Origin of the sequence: Sphingomonas sp. MMS24-J45 (assembly GCF_044881195.1) — a bacterium.
Classification (GTDB): Bacteria; Pseudomonadota; Alphaproteobacteria; order Sphingomonadales; family Sphingomonadaceae; genus Sphingomonas.
The window spans coordinates 3,458,302-3,475,517 of the sequence record NZ_CP173255.1 but is presented as its reverse complement, the minus strand read 5'-3'; the positions used below and the strand labels follow the sequence as shown (position 1 = coordinate 3,475,517).

The window sequence follows — 17,216 nt, the reverse complement described above, 5'->3', positions numbered from 1 at the left end:
ACCATCTTTTCCCCTCTTTCGCTGAACGACCAACCGTCAAAAAGCCTTTCGCAGGGTGAACGTCAGCATTCGTCCGATTGGATCGAGATAAGCAGGCTGGTAGCTTAGCGGCGTCTGCCCCACGGAATCGCGAACCCGCGGGCGCGTATTGAAGAGATTGGTCACCCCCAACGTCGCGCGCATACCCTTCACCCAGCCCGGTGCCCGCCCCTTGGCATAACGCTCGGCCAGATTGGCGAAGAGGTTCAGGTTCACCGTAGCAAAATCGTTGAAATTCAGTACGTCACCTGGTCCGCCAAAGCCCCTGGTATGGGTGCCACTCAGCCAGGTGGTGGTGACTCGGGCCCCCAACCCGCGCTTGAAGGCACCGCCCTGGAACTCGATTTGGTGGCGCCGTCTGCCACCCAGATAGTCAACGGCCCCGCCCCTCAACAGATCGAGCGTTGGCAGCCCGTTCCGCAACGCGATCGAATCCTCCAGATACCAATTGTGATAAAGGCTGAGAAACAACCGGCTGGTCAGATTTGCAGCCCCCTGCGCCAATGCACTGCTCGGGTCACTTCGCGAAAAAACCGCGTTCGGATTGGCACGGCGGGCATCCGCCTCGCTGTTATAGACTTTGACGCGTGCATTCCGCAGGAGCTCGGGCACCGCACCGAGTGGCCGCGTGAAGTTGATACCCCAGCGAATCTGCTGCTGCTTCGATTGCGCGAAGCTGATAGGGCGACCGTCGATCCCCTCGAGCCTGCCCTGCGCGTTGCGCGCAAACCGTTCGGGAAAGGCGGCCTCGATCTGCGACGTCAGAACCGGGAAGGCCGCGACCGGATTGTCGATCCGGGTGCTGACATAATCAGCACTGAGCGACAGGTCGGTTTTGCGCAGCGGGTGGATGTCCAGCCCGAGCCGTACCAAATGCCGGCGATCGTTAGGCAAATCGGGGTTTCCACCAGAAATTCGCGCGATATCGACGACCTCTTGCCGGACAAAATCGAAAGTACGGAAATTGGGCGTCACCAGCGTCGGCCCGCCGAGCTGCTCCAGCGATGGCGCACCCTCCTCGTACGTTGCCGATGCAACGATGTTCACTGCCGGGACCGGTGACCATGTCAGGCCGTAACCATAGCTAACAAGCGTCCCGGCGTCCGACAGCCGCTCGACCGAGCCATTGGCGTTCAAGGAGAGGTTGCCGAGTGGCGAACCCTTTCCCTCCCTCCGGCTCAGGATCGGCAGATCGACGTCGACCTGCGCCGCGCCACGCTGACGCGACAGATCGGCGCGGCCGATGCTCGTGCCGAACGATGCGCGACTGTCAAAATCGCGAAAATCAGCGCCGAGGCGGATGCTCGTCGACAGCGGACCGACGGGTAGCGAGGCGATTGGGCCTGAAAGCACGAAATCCGCCTTGGCGAGTCGATCGGTCGATTGGGCCAGCGCGCGGCGATCGCTCCCGTCGCCGGCGTCCGTCCGCACGGTGGATGCGGTGTGATCGTACGTGGCGGTGCCGGTCCACTGCCAGCGCCCGATGCGGCCATTGATCGTGCTACCGAGATGCCCGACCGTGCGATCGCTGTTCCGGCGCAACGGTCCGTTGATGCCCAGCCCGAGCAGGCTTTCGCTGTGGTTGACGTCGACCCGGCCGTTGAGCGACGCCGAAACCTCGTTCAGCACAGGACCACTGATGACGCCATTGAGGCCGAACTGCTCTGTCTCCGGCAGCAAAGTGCGGAACTGGCCGAGCCCGGCGACGTCGTCAACCTGACGCACATCGCGCTCGCTCTCCAGCAGCGCATCGGACCGGCTGTAGGTCGCCCCCAGGCTCAGGCGCGTATCGCCATTGATGGTCAGGAGATCGGCATTGGCGACACCACTTGCCCGCCCGCCTTCAGCCGGAATGAGAGAGGCGATCTGCCCGATCTTTGATCGATACCGTTGAAAAGTAACGACGTTCACCACCTTCTGATCGGGTCGATAACCGTATTTCAGCGCGAGTTCCTCGGGGAAGATTTCCATGCGCTCGATCGCCTCCGACGGGATGCGAGCAATTTCGGAAAAGTCCGATATCCGCCGACCGTTTAATAGCGTGACTGGCGGGCTGTCGCCGCGCCCACGATTGCTGGAGGTCTGGGCACTGACTGCATCGAGCAGCGCGCCGATATTGTCTGCGCCGAAAGCCCGGATATCGAGCTGGCTGAAACTGCGTTCGGGCGGGATGTTGGCAAGCACCGATCCGCGCGGCTTTTCGGCCGCGACCACGATGTCATCGCTGCTGGCGTCCCCTGCCGACGCGGTCGTCGGCCCATTCTTGAACTGTTCTTCCAGCTTGCGGAGGATCTCGGGCGGCAGCGGCTTACCATCAGCGCTGCGGAATTGTGGCTTTTTGCTCGGCCCGCTCGGACCAGGCGACACGGGGGCATCGCTGACCGGTGCCTGATCACCAGAGGTGGGTGGCGGAGTCGGGCCGGAGGGTTTGGCGTCCTTCTCCGCAGGAAACCGCATCACAGTGCCCGCAGGGGGCGCCCCATCCTTGAAGCGCTCCTGCAGCATTCGCAGGATTTCGGGCGGCAGCGGCTTACCATCAGCGCTGCGGAATTGTGGCGGCTTGGGCGCCCCCTGCCCGGCAGAGGGCGCGTCCTGCGGTGAGGGTCTGGGTGCTTCTGCACGCACTTGGGGCGGCTGCCCTTGTTGTGCGTGCAGCGCGAGGGGCACCGCCGGTGCTGTGAGGCTCGCCAGAAGCCGCAACCTTGCATTCATGCCTGTTCTCCCAGACTGGTCATCTGAGGCTTGTAAAAGCAGGGTCGGGTAGCGCGGTGATGACGCGTGCGTAGCAGCCGCTGATACGCAAATGCTACAATCAGCCGTTAAGAAGAATTGTCATGGAGCCCGAGTTCGTCGCCATCATTACGGTCCTCGTCGTGGACGATGACGCCAGCATCCGCGATGCGATTGCCGAATTTCTGGGCGCGCAAGGCTATGCGGTTCGTACCGCCAGCAACGCCGCGAACTGCGAACGCGCGCTTGCAGCCGCGCCAGCCGATCTGATCGTGCTCGATGTGATGATGCCGGGGGAGGACGGCTTGTCGCTGTGCCGGCGCCTGGCACCGGCGGGGACGCCGATCCTGATGCTCAGCGCGCTTGATGACGTGACCGATCGGATCGTCGGGCTCGAGGTCGGGGCCTGGGACTATCTGACCAAGCCGTTCGAGCCGCGCGAATTGCTGGCGCGGATCCGCGCCTTGTTGCGCCGCCCCGTTGCGGATCGGGCAGACCCGCGCCGCGAGGGCGCTGGTGTGACGTTTGCGGGTTGGCGACTGGATGTCGAAGATCGGCGTCTGCGCGATCCTTCAGGACGTATCCTGGTCCTGACGGAGGGAGAACATGCGCTGCTTGCTGCCTTTGTCAGCCGCCCAGGGCGGATTCTGACGCGGGACATGCTGCTCGATCTGGCGCGCGGGCTCGATGCTGCAAGCTATGACCGCGCGATCGACATCGCCATCAGCCGCCTGCGCCGGAAGCTTGCCGAGGCGGATCCGGTGCCCCTCATCGAAACGGTGCGCGGTGTCGGGTACCGGTTCCTGCCATCGGTGCGTCCGGCATGAAGCGGCCGCCCAGCGCGCTCGTCTATATCGGCGGCTTTGGCATTGCCGTTGCCACCTTGAGCGTGGCGACAACCGCGGCGATCGTGATCCTCGCACCGCCACCCCCCGTGCCCCGGACCAGCGCCGCAGAGGTCATCGGCGCGCTGCAACGACCGATACCGGGTTTCGAACGGCGCCTGCTGCCGACAAGGCCCAAGGGCGAGCGCGTATCGATGCTGGAAACGCTGATCGCCGATGAACTGAACAAACCGTTGCGGGATGTGCAGGTGTCCTGGCTGGACAATGGCTTGGCGATCACGGGCACCAACAGTCGTTCGTCGCGGACGACGGTGATCAGGACCGACGCCACCAAGCTGCCACCGTCCTTCGTTCTGCTGCAAAGCAAGAATAACACCTTCAAACTTGTCACACCCAGCGCAATGCCAGGCGTGCTGGGCAATCCACTGCTCGCCCTGCCGCTTCCGGCCTTTACCGTCAGCGTCCGCCAAGCAGACAATCGCTGGCTGAGCGTTTCGCCGGCCCAACCCTTCCTTGCCGGATGGCAGCGTAGCATCCTGATCGCGTTGGCAGTCAGTTTGTTGCTGATTGCCCCGGTTGCGTGGATTTTCGCACGGCGCTTGACGCGTCCGTTCCGCGCGCTTGCCGGGGCGCTCGACCATCAAACCGATATCGGGCCGACCGATGGCCCACGCGAGCTGCGCGAGGCCGCCGCCGCGATTGCCGCCATGCGCAGTCGGGTTGCAATCGAGGCGGCCGAGCGCGCGCGGATGCTAACCGCGATCGCGCATGATCTGAGGACCCCGCTAACCGGGCTGAGACTGCGGATCGAAGCCGCACCGGAGCCCCAGCGCAGCCGCATGGTGGCCGATGTAGAACGGATGCAGTCCATGATCGACGAAGTCCTTGCCTATGCCCGTGATGCAGCCGCGCCTGTGGAGATCCTCGATACGAGGCCCCTGCTCGCCACGATTGTCGAGGAGATGAAGGAGGCGGGCGCACCGATCAGCCTGTTGCCCGGCGGCGACGCCTGCGTAGCTGTGCCGACCTTGGCCTTCCGGCGGGCCGTAGAGAATTTGCTCCGCAACGCCGTCACCTATGCCGGTGGCGGCACCGTTGCCCTTCGTCGCACGGACGGGCAGGTGTTCGTATCGGTTGCAGATAGCGGCCCCGGCATTCCCGCCACTGACCGCGAACGACTCCTGCGGCCCTTCGAACGCGGCGATAGTTCGCGCAACCGCGACACGGGCGGTGCCGGCCTCGGCCTTAGCATCGTCAGCGATCTTGCAGCGAGATATGGTGGGGAGTTTGGTTTGGCCGAAGCACCAGATGGTAGAACCATCGCTACGCTTCGCCTGCCCGAATTTCTGATCCCGGAGACGGAAGCCTAACCTCAGGCCGATCGACCCGACGTTTGCGTTTTCTGGTCCAAGTTCAACGCATCGGCCTGCGCGCGAGCGTCGACGGGACGACCAGAGAGAATGGTTTAGCCGAATTCGGCGTTCGCGCCGACCAATTTGGCAAAGGCGGCATCGTCCAGCGGCTCTTCGAACTGACAACCGGCTTCGAAATCGTCCGCCCATACGATCGTCGCGGTCACTTGGCCGATCCGCGGCAACGTCAGCCAAATCGACGCGCCTTTATCCATCGGCGAATAGGTGTGAAGACGCGCGCCGTGGAGCGATATGTTCGTCACTTTGCAGAGCGCGCGATCGAGCCCATCGCGGCCCAGCCCGGCATTGATCGAAGTCGCGGCGCGTCGGCTCCGGCGACGGTCTGGTTTTGGTGCGGGTTCGAACTCGGCGGCAATCATCGGATATCCCTTCCCGCGAAGGTCGCGAGAAGGAAATCCTAGACCGCTATCGCTAATGCGTCGTTAACGACGCGGCAGCGCTTACTTCTTGCCGATCGACGACATCGCGCCGAAACGCTTGTTGAAGCGCGCGACCTGGCCACCCGAATCGAGCATCTGGCCACGCCCACCGGTCCAGGCAGGATGCGCCAGCGGATCGATGTCGAGCGTCATGAGATCGCCTTCCTTGCCCCAGGTCGTGCGGGTCTGGAACTGCGTACCGTCGGTCATCTGCACCGTGATGGTGTGATAATCGGGGTGAATACCTTTTTTCACGTCAATTCTCCGAAACGCCGCTGGTTACCGACCAGCAGCAAGGCGCGGCCCCTATCAGAGGGCCGCGCATCAAGCAACTCTTGAGCGATCAGCCTGCCTTGGGCGGATCGGCGATCATCGCGGTGAAGTTCGCTTCGGCGGCCAATTGCCCGTCGATCATCGCACGCCCGGCAAATTTGCAGACGCTGGAACGCTTTTGAACGAATTCCACCTCGAGCTTGAGCAGCACGCCGGGTTCGACCGGCTTGCGGAACTTCGCGCCGTCGATCGCCATGAAATAAACGAGCTTACCCGAACCGGCGAGGCCGAGCGATTCGACGGCGAGAATCCCCGCCGCCTGCGCCATTGCCTCGACGATCAGCACGCCGGGCATGATCGGACGACCAGGGAAATGCCCCTGGAAGAACTGCTCGTTGATCGTCACCGCCTTGATCGCGGTGATCGACCGGTCGAGGTGAAGTTCCTCGACGCGGTCGACCAACAACATCGGATAGCGATGCGGCAGCGCCGCCATGACCCGCCCGATATCGAGCGGACCACGCGTGCCGCGGTCTTCAGTGTCGCTCACCTTTGATGGCTCAGCGGCCGACCGGCGGCTTCGCCGGGGCAGGCTTCGCGCCCGGTGCGGCTGGCGCGCCACCGGCTGCCTGCTGCTGGGCACGGCGTACAGCTGCCAGATAGACGAGCTGCTGGAACTGCTGCTGCAACTGCACGGTCTGCTGGCTCGGCTGATAATTGGCCGGCGGCGTGATCGACACGGTCGGCGCAGCGGCATCGAGGGCGGCCTTGATGTCATCGGTCACGTCAACCGCCGGAGCATTGTACTGCACCGTGCCGGCCGAGAGCAGCAGGCTGATCTTCTTGGCATCGATGACGGTCTTGACCGCTGCCGAATACCGCTGCGAGATCTGCTCAATTGCATAGGCCTGCGCCAGCGTAGCGGGTGCGCTCAGGCGAGCGGCGTCGGCCTGGCCGGCCTTCTGCGCGGCTTCAAGCTTGGCAAGGATCGGATTGTTCGCGCGCTGTGCGGCGGCAATCTCGTCGTCCGACAGACGCTTGTCCTTGTTCAGATCGAGCGGCGCCCCGATCGTTGCCAGCTCCGCCTGCAGCGCCGTCTGGCGCGCATTCGCCTGATCGAGCTGCGTCTTATAGGTCGTGCCGATCGACTGATTGGCAGCATCGAGTGCCTTGGCAGTCAGAATAACGGTCTCCGGATCGGAAATCGCGATGCCGCCAACCTGCGCCTGGGCGGTGCCGGCAACCAGAAGGGCCGGAGCAAGCGCCGCGCAGCCGAGCAAAATGGTCTGAAACGTCTTCATTAGAACTGTGTCCCTACGTTGAATGTCAGAAGTTTATTGTCGTCGCCTGGGTCCTTGAGCAGGGCATAGGCCAAATCGATGCGGAGCGGCCCGAAGGGCGAGTTCCAGTTTACACCACCACCGACCGAGATACGCGGCCGCGGGGAATCACCGACGAAACGCTCCAGGAATGGCGCGGTCGAGCTTGTATAGGCTGTGTTGACCGACGTGCCGGTGCACGCCCCCCCGACCGTCGACGAATAGCCGATCGGGCAGGTCGTGATCAGGCCTGGGTTCGTCGCGTCGATATTGGGAACGGTGTAAAACGGTTGCCCGTTGCTTGCCAGCACTTGGGTAACCAGCGGCTGGACGACGCCGTTGACGGTCGGGAAGCAGTTGGTCGTGGTGCTGCCGCCACAGATGCCGATCGTCGGCAGCGGACGGGTGATGCCGAACAGCGCACCGGCCTGCACATAGATCGACGGGCGCAGACCCAATTCGCGCGCGCCCGAGGGCAGCGGAATCTCGAGCTCGAGCTTGCCGAGATAATAAGCCCGACCGCCGAGCGCGTCATCGACGAACTGATTGCGATCCGTGATCAGCGTCTGATTGCCCGCCGCATCCGTGGTGTAGCTGATGCGCTGCACGCGCGGACCGACACCGCGAATGTCGAAGCCCCGGAAATCGGGTTCACCGAGATAGAAGCGATCGATGATGCGGACCTTGTCGATCCCCGGACCGCGACTCTTCTCCAGCGATCGGATGTAGCCGCCCTCGACGTTGAGGGAGGCAATGAAGCCGCTGCCGATATTGACGAACTTCGAGCCTTCGAACTTCGTGCGGATATATTTCACGTCACCGCCAAGCCCGGCGAAATCCTAACTCACGATCGCGCGTTGCCCGGCGGTCGGGCGCAGGCGGCTGTTGAGGCTGTCATAGATCAGCGAATAGCCGACCGATGAGGTGATGCGGTTGCCGATCGCGTCGCACAGATAGCGACCCGCCTTGATCGGATCACAGGTCAGCACACCGGTAACCGGATTGGGCGAGAAATAGGAATTCTGATCGAGCCCGACCTGATCGTACGTCAGCCCGTAGCGGGCGGCGAGTTGCACATATTCGGTGAGCGGCACGCCCGAGCGGATCTGGAACCCGGTCGACACCTGCGAATAGGTCGTCTGGCGCTGATCCCCGACGAAGTTGAAAGCGTTGTAATCGCGGCGGAAAATGTCGCCGCCAATCGCGATGTTCTTATCGAACAGGTATGGCTCGGTGAAGCCCAGTTCGACCGACTTGGAATAGGTCGAATAGTTGACGCTGGCGCGCAATTCCTGGCCCTTGCCGCGGAAGTTGCGCTGGCGGATCGAGGCCTGAATGATGAAACGCTCGAGGCTGGAGAAACCAGCCGACAGTGACAATTCGCCAGTCGATTTCTCTTCCACATCGGCGGTCAGCACGACGCGGTCAGGTGCCGAGCCCTGCGTCTGTTTGATCTCGAACTTGTCCTGGAAAAAACCGAGCGAGTTGATGCGGTCCTGCGAACGCTTGACTTGGAAGCTGTTGAACGCATCGCCCTCCGCCAGGCGGATTTCGCGACGGATCACCTTGTCCTGCGTCTGCGTGTTGCCGTTGACGTCGATCCGCTCGACATACGACCGCTTCGCCTCGGCGATGTGGAAGTTCAGCCCCATCGTCAGCGTGTCTTTGTCGCGCGCGTAATCGGGGTTCACTTCGGTGAACGCATAGCCGAACAGACCGGCGGCCTCGCTCAGCGAATCGATCGAGGTCTCGACCTTCTTTGCGTCGTACCAATCGCCCTTCTTGATGCCGAGATTGGCGGCGAGCTTCTTATTGTCGAAATCGCGAATGTCGCTGTCGACGGTGATGTCGCCGAATTTGTAGCGATCCCCCTCCTCAACCACGTACGTGATGATGAAGTCCTTCTTGTCGGGCGTCAGTTCCGCAACCGCCGAGGTTACGCGGAAATCCGCATACCCCTCGGTCAGATAAAATTGCCGCAGCTTCTGCTGGTCGTAAGCCAGGCGATCCTGATCGTAGCTGGTGTTCGAGCTGAGCAAGGTAGTCAGGCGCGCCTGCTTGGTCGCCATCTGCTCGCGCAGCTTGTTGTCGGAAAAGACGGTGTTGCCGAGGATATTGATCTGGCGAACCTTGGATTTCGGCCCCTCGCTCACCTCGAAGATCACGTCGACGCGATTCTGGTCGAGATTGACCATCTTCGGTTCGACCACGGCGGCAAAGCGCCCTTGGCGGCGGTACAGCTCCACGATCCGCGCAACATCCTGGCGGACGGCGGTGCGCGTGAAGATCTGTCGGGGGGCGAGCTTCACCTCCTTCTTGATCTTGTCTTCCTTCAGGCGCTTGTTGCCCTCGAAGATCACGCGGTTGATGATCGGATTCTCACGCACGCGCAGCACGATGTCGCCGCTTTCCGCGCCGCTGATGATCACGTCGGCGAACAGGTCGCTCGCGTACAGATCCTTGATCGCCTGATCGAGCGTCTCATTGGTGTAGACCTGGCCGCTGCGCAGCTTGGTGTAGGACAGCACCGTCTCGGGCTCGAGCCGCTGCGATCCCTCGACACGGAGCGTCTTGATCGTACGGGTAACGGGGGCGGCGACCGGAGCCGGTGCAGGCTCCGCCGCCCGGGTCGCCGGAGCGGTCGGTTGGCCGGTGGTCTGCGCGGACGCGACCATCGGCAAGCCTGCCAGCATCGTGCCGGTCAGCAGCACGGCGGTGGCCCGTGCTCCGAAATTTGAAACCTTGATCGCTGTCACATTCCACCCCAAGTCGGAGAAAATTCCGCGCGGCCGAAAAACTGTCGGCCCGCCCTGCCTTACCTGCGTCAACCGATCAACCCGCGCAGGCTCGCCCATAAGCCAAATGCGCCGAGATCATTGAACGTTACTGTCACCATCAGCGCCACGATCGCCGCCAAACCGCCGCGAAATGCCCATTCCTGCACCTGCGGCGGCACGGGCCTGCGTCGGACCGCTTCGATTGCATAAAAGAAGAGGTGGCCGCCATCCAGCAACGGGACTGGCAACAGGTTGATGAATCCCAGATTAATCGAGATCATCGCGATGAACCAAATGAGATAGGGCGTGCCCAGACTCAGCGTCTCGCCCGACATTTTTGCAATGCGCAGCGGCCCGCCCAGTTCGTCGACCGAGCGCCTGCCAGAAATGATCTGGCCAAGGCCATCGACCGTGCCCTGTAACGCGGCAATCGTACCGCGCACGCCCGCTGCGGGCGCCTCGAGCAAGCTGACCTTGCGTAACGCAGGGGCGCCTGGGCCGATACCGAGGCGACCGATCTTGGATACATTGCCGAAGCGGTCACGCTGCTTGAGCGCTCCGATCGTGACGGCGAGCTGAAGCGGCTGTCCGCCTCGCACGATCGACACCGGCACGCGCTCATCTGGACGCAACACCGTGAAGGCCGCGAGATCGGAAAAAGTGGTCACTTTCCGACCGCCAAGCGTCGTGATCCGGTCGCCTGCTTGCAGGCCGGCGTTCGCCGCCGCGCTGCCAGGCAGGACCGTCCCGACGGTCGGGGGGTGGCGTCGACGCCATACGCCATCGCCATCCCGCCCAGCACGGCGATCGCGACGATGAAATTCATGATCGGGCCAGCCGCGACGACGATCGCACGCTGCCACACTGGACGCGCCTGGAGACTGCGCGCGCGTTCTTCCGGCGGCAGTTCCAGCCAGGCCGGGTCGGGCTGGCTCGCGGGGTTCAGGTCACCGGCAAACTTGACGTATCCGCCAAGCGGCAGCGCACTGACCTTCCAGCGCGTGCCATGCCGATCGGTCCAACCGAACATCTCGCGACCAAAGCCGATCGAGAACGCATCGATCCTCACGCCGAACCAGCGGCCAGCGAGATAATGGCCAAGCTCGTGCAGAAACACGAGCGGCCCGATCACCAGCGCGAAAGCCAGGATGGTAAGCAACAGGCCGGGTGATTGGCTCAAGCGACGCTATCCTTCACAAACGCCCCGTTGCGAACCGCGACCTGCCGCTGCGCATGCTCCCGCGCCTCGGCATCGACCGCGAGGACATCGCCCAATGTCCCCGGCGCGGCCGGATCGTATGCCGACAGCGTATCTTCGACGATTGCGGCAATTTCGAGGAAGCCGATCTGCCCGCCCAGAAAAGCGGCCACGGCAATCTCGTTCGCAGCGTTCAGGATCGCGGGTCGCGCACCGCCTGCGTCGAGCGCGTCGCGCGTCAGGCGCAGCGCCGGGAAGCGCACCGGATCGGGTGCCTGGAAATCGAGTCGCCCCACCGCGACCAGATCGAGCGGGGCTATCGGCGTCGCCATCCGGTCCGGCCAGGCAAGGCACGAGGCGATCGGCACGCGCATGTCGGGCGGCCCCAATTGTGCGAGCGTCGAGCCGTCGACATATTCGACCAGCGAGTGGATCACCGATTGCGGATGGATCACGATCTCGATCGCGTCATGCGGTACCGGGAACAACCGCGCCGCTTCGATTAGTTCGAGCCCCTTGTTGAACAGCGTCGCCGAATTGACCGAGATTTTCGCGCCCATCGACCAATTGGGGTGTGCAACCGCGCGATCGGCCTTCATGCCGCGCATCTCTTCGGTCGAGAAAGTCCGGAACGGCCCGCCGCTGCACGTCAGGATGATGCGACGGACGCGTTCGGGCCGGCTCGCGTCGAAGCATTGGAAGATCGCATTATGCTCCGAATCGGCCGGCAGCAGCGTCGCGCCGGATGCCTTCGCGGCAGCGAGCACGACTTCGCCGGCCGAAACCAGCGGCTCCTTGTTCGCGATGATAACGGTCTTGCCGCCCGCAATCGCCGCCATCGTCGGTTCAAGCCCGGTGCAGCCGACGATCGCTGCCATCGTGATGTCCGCGCCGAGTGTTGCCGCCTCGATCACCGCCGCGCGCCCGCCGGCGCACACGACATCGGTCCCGGCAAGCGCAGCGCGCAGCTCGGGAAGGCAGCTTTCGTCGGCCACCACGGCACGCTTCGCCCGCGTGCGGATCGCTGCTGCCGCAAGGCGTGCGACATCGCAATTGGCGGTCAGCGCCAGCACTTCGAACCGGTCCGGCTCGCGCTCGACCAGATCGAGCGTCGACGTGCCGATCGAACCGGTCGCCCCCAAAATTGTAATCGACTTCATTGGAACTGTCTTCACCACCAGTAGAATTTTGGCAACAGCACCAGCAGGGCCGCGACGGGCGCGACCGGCACCAGCCCGTCGAGCCGGTCGAGCACGCCGCCATGCCCCGGCAGCAGTGTCCCGCTATCCTTGACCCCTGCCTTCCGCTTCAACCAGCTTTCGTACAAATCGCCGCCTTGCGCCAGCACCGCGAGTGCCGGGGTCGCCAGCGTCAGGCGCAACGGCAGTCCGTAGCGATAGTGCATGAGGGCGGCGAACGCGCTGGCCAGCACCACGCCGCCGCCAAGACCAGCCCAGGTTTTATTCGGGCTGATCGCGGGTGCGAGCTTGGGCCCGCCGATCAGGCGCCCCGCCGCATAGGCACCAATGTCGCACGCCCATACCAAGGCGAGCGACCAGACCGTTAAGACGATCCCCTCCTCCTGCCGCCGCAAAACAAGCAATGCCATGATCGGCAGGCCCACATAGAGGACGCCCAACGCCAAGCCTGTCGTTCGCTTCGTGATGACGACGAAAAACGCCGCCGCGCCAATCAGCCCGAGCGCGAAGAAGCCGGGACCGACGCCGAGCACCGGCATCATCGCGGCCAGTGGAACCGACAACGCATATTGGGCAAGCCGCTTGATCGCGGGCGGCGTAGCATGGAGATCGGCCCACTCCCCCATCATCAAGATGCCGAGCACCACGCATAGCAGCCAGAAGGGAATGCCGCCCAACAGGACCGCGAGCAGCGCCACCGCGATCAAAGCGATTCCCACCAGCACGCGTAACGTCAGATTGGACATGCCTCTCGGCGGGGCCGTCGCCGTCACAGGCCGCCGAACCGCCGTTGTCGTTGCCCGAAGGCCGCGATCGCCTGCGCCAGCGTATCGCCATCGAAATCGGGCCATAGCGTATCGACGAACAGCAGCTCGGCATAGGCCGCTTGCCACAACAGGAAGTTGGACAGCCGCACCTCACCCGAGGTGCGGATGAGCAAATCGAGCGGCGGCAGATCGCGCGTCTCGAGCTCGCCCTCGAACATCGCTTCGTCGATCGTTGCCGGGTCAAGCTGCCCGTCGCGCGCTTGCTCTGCCAGCCGCCGCGCCACTGCGGCAATTTCAGCCTGCGCACCATAATTGAGCGCGATGACCAGAATCGGCCCGGTATTGACCGAGGTCCGCGCGACCGCATCATCGATCAACTCGACCAGGTCCGGCGAAAAGCGGCGATAATCGCCGATAATGCGCAGCCGCACATTATCGCGCACCAGCTCGTCAAGGTCGCTGCGGATAAACAGCCGCAACAATCCCATCAGGTCGCTGACTTCCTCCTCCGGCCGACGCCAATTCTCGCTGGAGAAAGCGTAGAGCGTCAGCGCCTCGATACCGAGCGAACGCGCCGCGCGCGCAACTCGGCGCACCGCCTCGATCCCCTGGCGATGCCCGGCGATGCGCGGAAAGTGCCGCTTCTTCGCCCAGCGGCCATTGCCGTCCATGATGATCGCAACGTGACGCGGAAGCGGGCCGCCCCCCGACTCCGTCGCGATCGCCCGATCGGCTGCCTGGGCCGCAAACGGCCTCACTTGCCGAGGATTTCCTTTTCCTTGGCGGTCGCGGCCGCATCGATTTCGGCAATCGTCTTGTCGGTCAGCTTCTGCACTTCGGTTTCGTGGCGCTTGCGCTCGTCCTCGCCGAACAGACCTTTCTTTTCGTCGGTCTTCAGCGAATCCATACCATCGCGGCGCACATTGCGTGCCGCGATGCGCGCTTCCTCGGCATATTTGCCGGCCAGCTTGGCAAGCTCCTTGCGGCGCTCTTCGGTCAGATCCGGGATCGGCAGCCGCAGCGTGGTGCCGTCGACGATCGGATTGAGGCCCAGGCCAGCCGAGCGGATCGCCTTGTCGCACGGGCCGACATTGCTCTTGTCCCACACCTGCACCGACAGCAGACGCGGCTCGGGTGCCGAGACGGTCGCAACCTGATTGAGCGGCATCTGCGCGCCGTAGACCTCAACCGTCACCGGATCGAGCAACGAGGTCGACGCGCGACCGGTGCGCAGGCCCTGCAGATCGCTCTTCAGTGCTTCCACGCTGCCCGCCATGCGGCGCTCCAGATCGGCCTTGTCGTAAGCGGCCATGGTCAGTCTCCTATGCTGTGCTGAACGGTCGTCGAAACGCCATCACCGCGCAGAACCGCGGCAAGATTGCCCGATTCGCGAATGTTGAAGACGACGATCGGAATGTTGTTGTCGCGGCACAAGGCGATCGCGCTTGCGTCCATCACCTTCAAATCCTGCCCCAGGACAGTGCCGTAACTCACCGTATCGAAACGCTTTGCATTCGGGTGCAGTTTCGGGTCGGCGTCATAGACGCCATCGACCGAAGTACCCTTGAACAACGCGTCGCATTTCATCTCCGCCGCGCGCAAGGCAGCGCCGCTGTCGGTGGTAAAAAACGGACTGCCGACACCGGCCGCGAAAATCACGATCCGGCCTTTTTCCAGATGCCGTTCCGCGCGGCGCCGGATGAAGGGTTCGCACACCGACGCCATCGGGATCGCCGACTGCACGCGCGTCTCAACGCCGATCTGCTCGAGCGCGTTCTGCACCGCGAGCGCGTTCATCACCGTGGCAAGCATCCCCATATAATCGCCGGTCGCACGGTCCATGCCACGCGCCGCGCCGGAGATGCCGCGGAAGATATTGCCGCCGCCAACCACGACGCACAATTCAAACCCTTGCGCCTTCACGTCGGCGATCTCGGCCGCAACGCGCGCGATGACGTCGGGATCGATCGACAGGCCGCTGCTGCCCATCAGGACTTCGCCCGACAATTTCAACAGGATACGTTTGAAGCGTGGGTGGGTCACGGGGGTCCAGAATGCTGAAGGGGGGTGGCGGCGCGGACCTTATCGGGCACGTCCGCGGATTGGAAGCGCGGAAACCGTGCAGACGATCGCCGGTCGATACGACAGGGGCTGCACCGTCGCCGGCACAGCCCCCATTTAGCATCGCCAGCGAACGCTCAAGCAACCGGCTGCGGAACGCCCGAAGCTGCGGCAACTTCTGCGGCGAAGTCGCTCGTTTCCTTCTCGATGCCTTCGCCGAGCTGGAAGCGGACATAGTCCTTGAGCACGATCGCAGTGCCCGCTGCCTTGGCGGCATTTGCAACGACGTCCGAGATCTTGGTCTTGCCATCCATCACCAGCAACTGGCTGACGAGGGCATTTTCCTTGCAGTACTTAGCGATCGCACCATCGACCATCTTGGCGACGATGTCGGCTGGCTTGCCGCTTTCCGATGCCTTTTCGGTGGCAATCGCACGCTCGCGGGCGACGATCTCGGGGTCGAGACCATCTTCGTTGAGCGCCAGCGGGAAGGCCGCTGCAATATGCATCGCGATTTGCTTGCCGAGCGGCTCCAGCACATCTTTGCCCGCTTCGCTCTCAAGCGCGACGAGCACGCCGATCTTGCCGAGACCTGGAGCCTGAGCATTGTGGATGTACGGCACGACCGCGCCGGCGGAAACTTCGAGACGCTTGGCGCGGCGAAGGTTCTGGTTCTCACCGATCGTGGCGATGTTGTTGGTCAGGATCTCCTCGACCGTCTTGTCACCCAGCGGCGCCGCCTTGATCGTAGCAATGTCGTCGCCCAGCTCGAGCGCGACCGAGGTCACGTCACGGACGAAAGTCTGGAACTGCACGTTCTTCGCGACGAAGTCGGTTTCGGAATTGACTTCGACCGCGGCACCCTTGGTGCCCGACACTTCGACGCCGATCAGGCCCTCGGCCGCAGTGCGGCTGGACTTCTTGGCGGCGGCGGCCAGACCCTTGGCGCGCAGCCAATCCATCGCAGCGGTCATGTCGCCTGCTGCTTCGGTCAGCGCCTTCTTGCAATCCATCATGCCCGCGCCGCTCTTTTCGCGCAGGTCCTTTACTGCTGCTGCCGTGATCTCGGCCATGTCAAAATCCTTCTATCTGTAGAAAACGCATATAGGCGGGGCGGGGCCAACGCCCTACCCCGCCCAAATGTCAGTTCGAAGACGCTTACGCGTCGATCTGGCGCTCGGTCTCGGCGGCCATTTCAGCCTGAAGCGCGGCGTCGGTCGCGGGCGTGATCTCGGCACCCGGGGCTTCCGGGGCAACGCTCAGCGCTTCCTCGACCGGCGGGGCTTCCATCGCGCCGACGTCCTGACGACGCGCCATCTGCTCGTGACCACCACGGGTCGCAGCAATGGCAACGGCTTCGCAATACAGGCGGATTGCGCGGCTGGCGTCGTCATTCGCCGGAACCGGGAAAGCGATGCCATCGGGCGAGACGTTCGAGTCGAGGATCGCGACGACCGGAATACCCAGCGTGTTGGCTTCCTTGATCGCCAGCTCTTCTTTGTTAGCGTCGATCACGAACATAACGTCCGGAATGCCGCCCATGTCGCGGATGCCGCCGAGCGACAGTTCGAGCTTGTCGCGCTCACGGGTGAGCTGCAGCACTTCCTTCTTGGTCAGGCCATGCGTGTCGCCCGAAAGCTGCTCTTCCAGGGTTTTGAGGCGCTTGATCGAACCCGAAATGGTCTTCCAGTTGGTGAGCATCCCGCCCAGCCAGCGATGGTTGACGAAATGCTGGCCCGAGCGGCGCGCTGCCTCGGCAACGGGCTCCTGCGCCTGGCGCTTGGTGCCGACGAACAGGACCTTGCCGCCAGACGCGGTCGAAGCTGCGACGAATTCCAGCGCACGTGCGAACAACGGCACGGTCTGCGACAGATCGAGGATGTGGACGCCGTTGCGGTCGCCAAAGATGTAAGGCTTCATCTTCGGGTTCCAGCGATGCGTCTGGTGGCCGAAGTGCGCGCCCGTTTCGAGCAATTGCTGCATGGAGACGACAGGTGCCGCCATAAGATAGTTCCTTTCCGGTTGATCCTCTGGGAAGCGAGTAATCCGTTGGCCGAGGTGAAACCCCAGGCGGACACCGGTGATGTGTGCTTCCCATGCGGTGTGAAGGCGTGCCCGTTAGCGGAAGTGCGGGGAGAGCGCAACTCCGTAATGAC

At 63.4% G+C, this 17,216-nt stretch carries 14 protein-coding genes and 2 pseudogenes; 2 read left to right on the top strand and 14 right to left on the bottom strand.

Annotated elements, in window-relative coordinates:
• Positions 1 to 36: 36 nt before the first annotated feature.
• Entirely contained in the window at positions 37 to 2,751 is a 2,715-nt protein-coding gene (locus AB5I39_RS16735; protein WP_404369439.1) for a TonB-dependent receptor, read from the bottom strand.
• Positions 2,752 to 2,873: 122 nt separating this feature from the next.
• On the opposite strand from AB5I39_RS16735, the gene AB5I39_RS16730 reads away from it, so the two are divergent.
• Both AB5I39_RS16730 and AB5I39_RS16725 read left to right on the top strand, forming a co-directional pair.
• A complete protein-coding gene (locus AB5I39_RS16730; protein WP_404369436.1) occupies positions 2,874 to 3,596 on the top strand; it encodes a response regulator in 723 nt (240 codons plus the stop codon).
• Positions 3,593 to 4,984: a sensor histidine kinase gene (locus AB5I39_RS16725; protein WP_404369433.1), complete on the top strand. Its 1,392-nt coding sequence runs from the start codon at positions 3,593 to 3,595 to the stop codon at positions 4,982 to 4,984. Before AB5I39_RS16730 ends, AB5I39_RS16725 begins: the two co-directional genes overlap by 4 nt.
• Positions 4,985 to 5,079: 95 nt before the next feature.
• On the opposite strand, the gene AB5I39_RS16720 is transcribed toward AB5I39_RS16725, so the two are convergent.
• From AB5I39_RS16720 to rpsB, 13 genes and pseudogenes are all read right to left on the bottom strand, one after another.
• Positions 5,080 to 5,406, bottom strand: coding sequence for a PilZ domain-containing protein (locus AB5I39_RS16720; RefSeq protein ID WP_404369431.1), 327 nt, complete (start codon positions 5,404 to 5,406; stop codon positions 5,080 to 5,082).
• An 81-nt stretch (positions 5,407 to 5,487) separates the two neighbouring features.
• Positions 5,488 to 5,721 (bottom strand): 50S ribosomal protein L31, encoded by a 234-nt coding sequence (gene rpmE, locus AB5I39_RS16715; protein WP_404369428.1) that lies wholly within the window; start codon positions 5,719 to 5,721, stop codon positions 5,488 to 5,490.
• A gap of 88 nt (positions 5,722 to 5,809) precedes the next feature.
• Positions 5,810 to 6,289, bottom strand: a complete 480-nt coding sequence (fabZ, locus tag AB5I39_RS16710; protein WP_404369425.1) for a 3-hydroxyacyl-ACP dehydratase FabZ — start codon at positions 6,287 to 6,289, stop codon at positions 5,810 to 5,812.
• A 10-nt stretch (positions 6,290 to 6,299) separates the two neighbouring features.
• Positions 6,300 to 7,040 carry an OmpH family outer membrane protein gene (locus tag AB5I39_RS16705; RefSeq protein ID WP_404369422.1) on the bottom strand — a complete coding sequence of 247 codons (741 nt, stop codon included), beginning with the start codon at positions 7,038 to 7,040 and terminating at the stop codon, positions 6,300 to 6,302.
• A pseudogene (gene bamA, locus AB5I39_RS16700) lies at positions 7,040 to 9,814 on the bottom strand (outer membrane protein assembly factor BamA). The gene AB5I39_RS16705 and the pseudogene bamA overlap by 1 nt, the downstream one beginning before the upstream one ends.
• Positions 9,815 to 9,882: 68 nt before the next feature.
• Positions 9,883 to 11,015, bottom strand: a pseudogene (gene rseP, locus AB5I39_RS16695) (RIP metalloprotease RseP).
• The gene (locus AB5I39_RS16690) at positions 11,012 to 12,193 is read right to left on the bottom strand and encodes a 1-deoxy-D-xylulose-5-phosphate reductoisomerase (RefSeq protein WP_404369418.1); all 1,182 of its coding nucleotides are present in this window, start codon (positions 12,191 to 12,193) and stop codon (positions 11,012 to 11,014) included. Before AB5I39_RS16690 ends, rseP begins: the two are co-directional and overlap by 4 nt.
• A gap of 11 nt (positions 12,194 to 12,204) precedes the next feature.
• Entirely contained in the window at positions 12,205 to 12,978 is a 774-nt protein-coding gene (locus tag AB5I39_RS16685) for a phosphatidate cytidylyltransferase (protein ID WP_404369415.1), read from the bottom strand.
• Positions 12,979 to 13,001: 23 nt separating this feature from the next.
• Entirely contained in the window at positions 13,002 to 13,670 is a 669-nt protein-coding gene (gene uppS / locus AB5I39_RS16680; protein WP_404374209.1) for a polyprenyl diphosphate synthase, read from the bottom strand.
• Positions 13,671 to 13,753: 83 nt separating this feature from the next.
• Entirely contained in the window at positions 13,754 to 14,311 is a 558-nt protein-coding gene (frr, locus tag AB5I39_RS16675) for a ribosome recycling factor (protein ID WP_404369412.1), read from the bottom strand.
• A 2-nt stretch (positions 14,312 to 14,313) separates the two neighbouring features.
• A complete protein-coding gene (pyrH, locus tag AB5I39_RS16670) occupies positions 14,314 to 15,042 on the bottom strand; it encodes a UMP kinase (protein ID WP_404369409.1) in 729 nt (242 codons plus the stop codon).
• Between the two features lie 155 nt (positions 15,043 to 15,197).
• On the bottom strand, positions 15,198 to 16,133 hold the full coding sequence (tsf, locus tag AB5I39_RS16665; protein ID WP_404369406.1) for a translation elongation factor Ts: 936 nt from the start codon (positions 16,131 to 16,133) through the stop codon (positions 15,198 to 15,200).
• Between the two features lie 85 nt (positions 16,134 to 16,218).
• Positions 16,219 to 17,064 (bottom strand): 30S ribosomal protein S2, encoded by an 846-nt coding sequence (rpsB, locus tag AB5I39_RS16660; protein ID WP_404369403.1) that lies wholly within the window; start codon positions 17,062 to 17,064, stop codon positions 16,219 to 16,221.
• Between the last annotated feature and the right edge of the window lie 152 nt (positions 17,065 to 17,216).

What these genes read in the sequence shown, in the direction of transcription:
- AB5I39_RS16735 (WP_404369439.1), bottom strand. Translation starts at nt 2,751, where the DNA reads ATGAATGCAAGGTTGCGGCTTCTGGCGAGCCTCACAGCACCGGCGGTG.
- AB5I39_RS16730 (WP_404369436.1), top strand. Translation starts at nt 2,874, where the DNA reads ATGGAGCCCGAGTTCGTCGCCATCATTACGGTCCTCGTCGTGGACGAT.
- AB5I39_RS16725 (WP_404369433.1), top strand. Translation starts at nt 3,593, where the DNA reads ATGAAGCGGCCGCCCAGCGCGCTCGTCTATATCGGCGGCTTTGGCATT.
- AB5I39_RS16720 (WP_404369431.1), bottom strand. Translation starts at nt 5,406, where the DNA reads ATGATTGCCGCCGAGTTCGAACCCGCACCAAAACCAGACCGTCGCCGG.
- AB5I39_RS16705 (WP_404369422.1), bottom strand. Translation starts at nt 7,040, where the DNA reads ATGAAGACGTTTCAGACCATTTTGCTCGGCTGCGCGGCGCTTGCTCCG.
- AB5I39_RS16690 (WP_404369418.1), bottom strand. Translation starts at nt 12,193, where the DNA reads ATGAAGTCGATTACAATTTTGGGGGCGACCGGTTCGATCGGCACGTCG.
- AB5I39_RS16685 (WP_404369415.1), bottom strand. Translation starts at nt 12,978, where the DNA reads ATGTCCAATCTGACGTTACGCGTGCTGGTGGGAATCGCTTTGATCGCG.
- uppS (WP_404374209.1), bottom strand. Translation starts at nt 13,670, where the DNA reads ATGGACGGCAATGGCCGCTGGGCGAAGAAGCGGCACTTTCCGCGCATC.
- frr (WP_404369412.1), bottom strand. Translation starts at nt 14,311, where the DNA reads ATGGCCGCTTACGACAAGGCCGATCTGGAGCGCCGCATGGCGGGCAGC.
- tsf (WP_404369406.1), bottom strand. Translation starts at nt 16,133, where the DNA reads ATGGCCGAGATCACGGCAGCAGCAGTAAAGGACCTGCGCGAAAAGAGC.
- rpsB (WP_404369403.1), bottom strand. Translation starts at nt 17,064, where the DNA reads ATGGCGGCACCTGTCGTCTCCATGCAGCAATTGCTCGAAACGGGCGCG.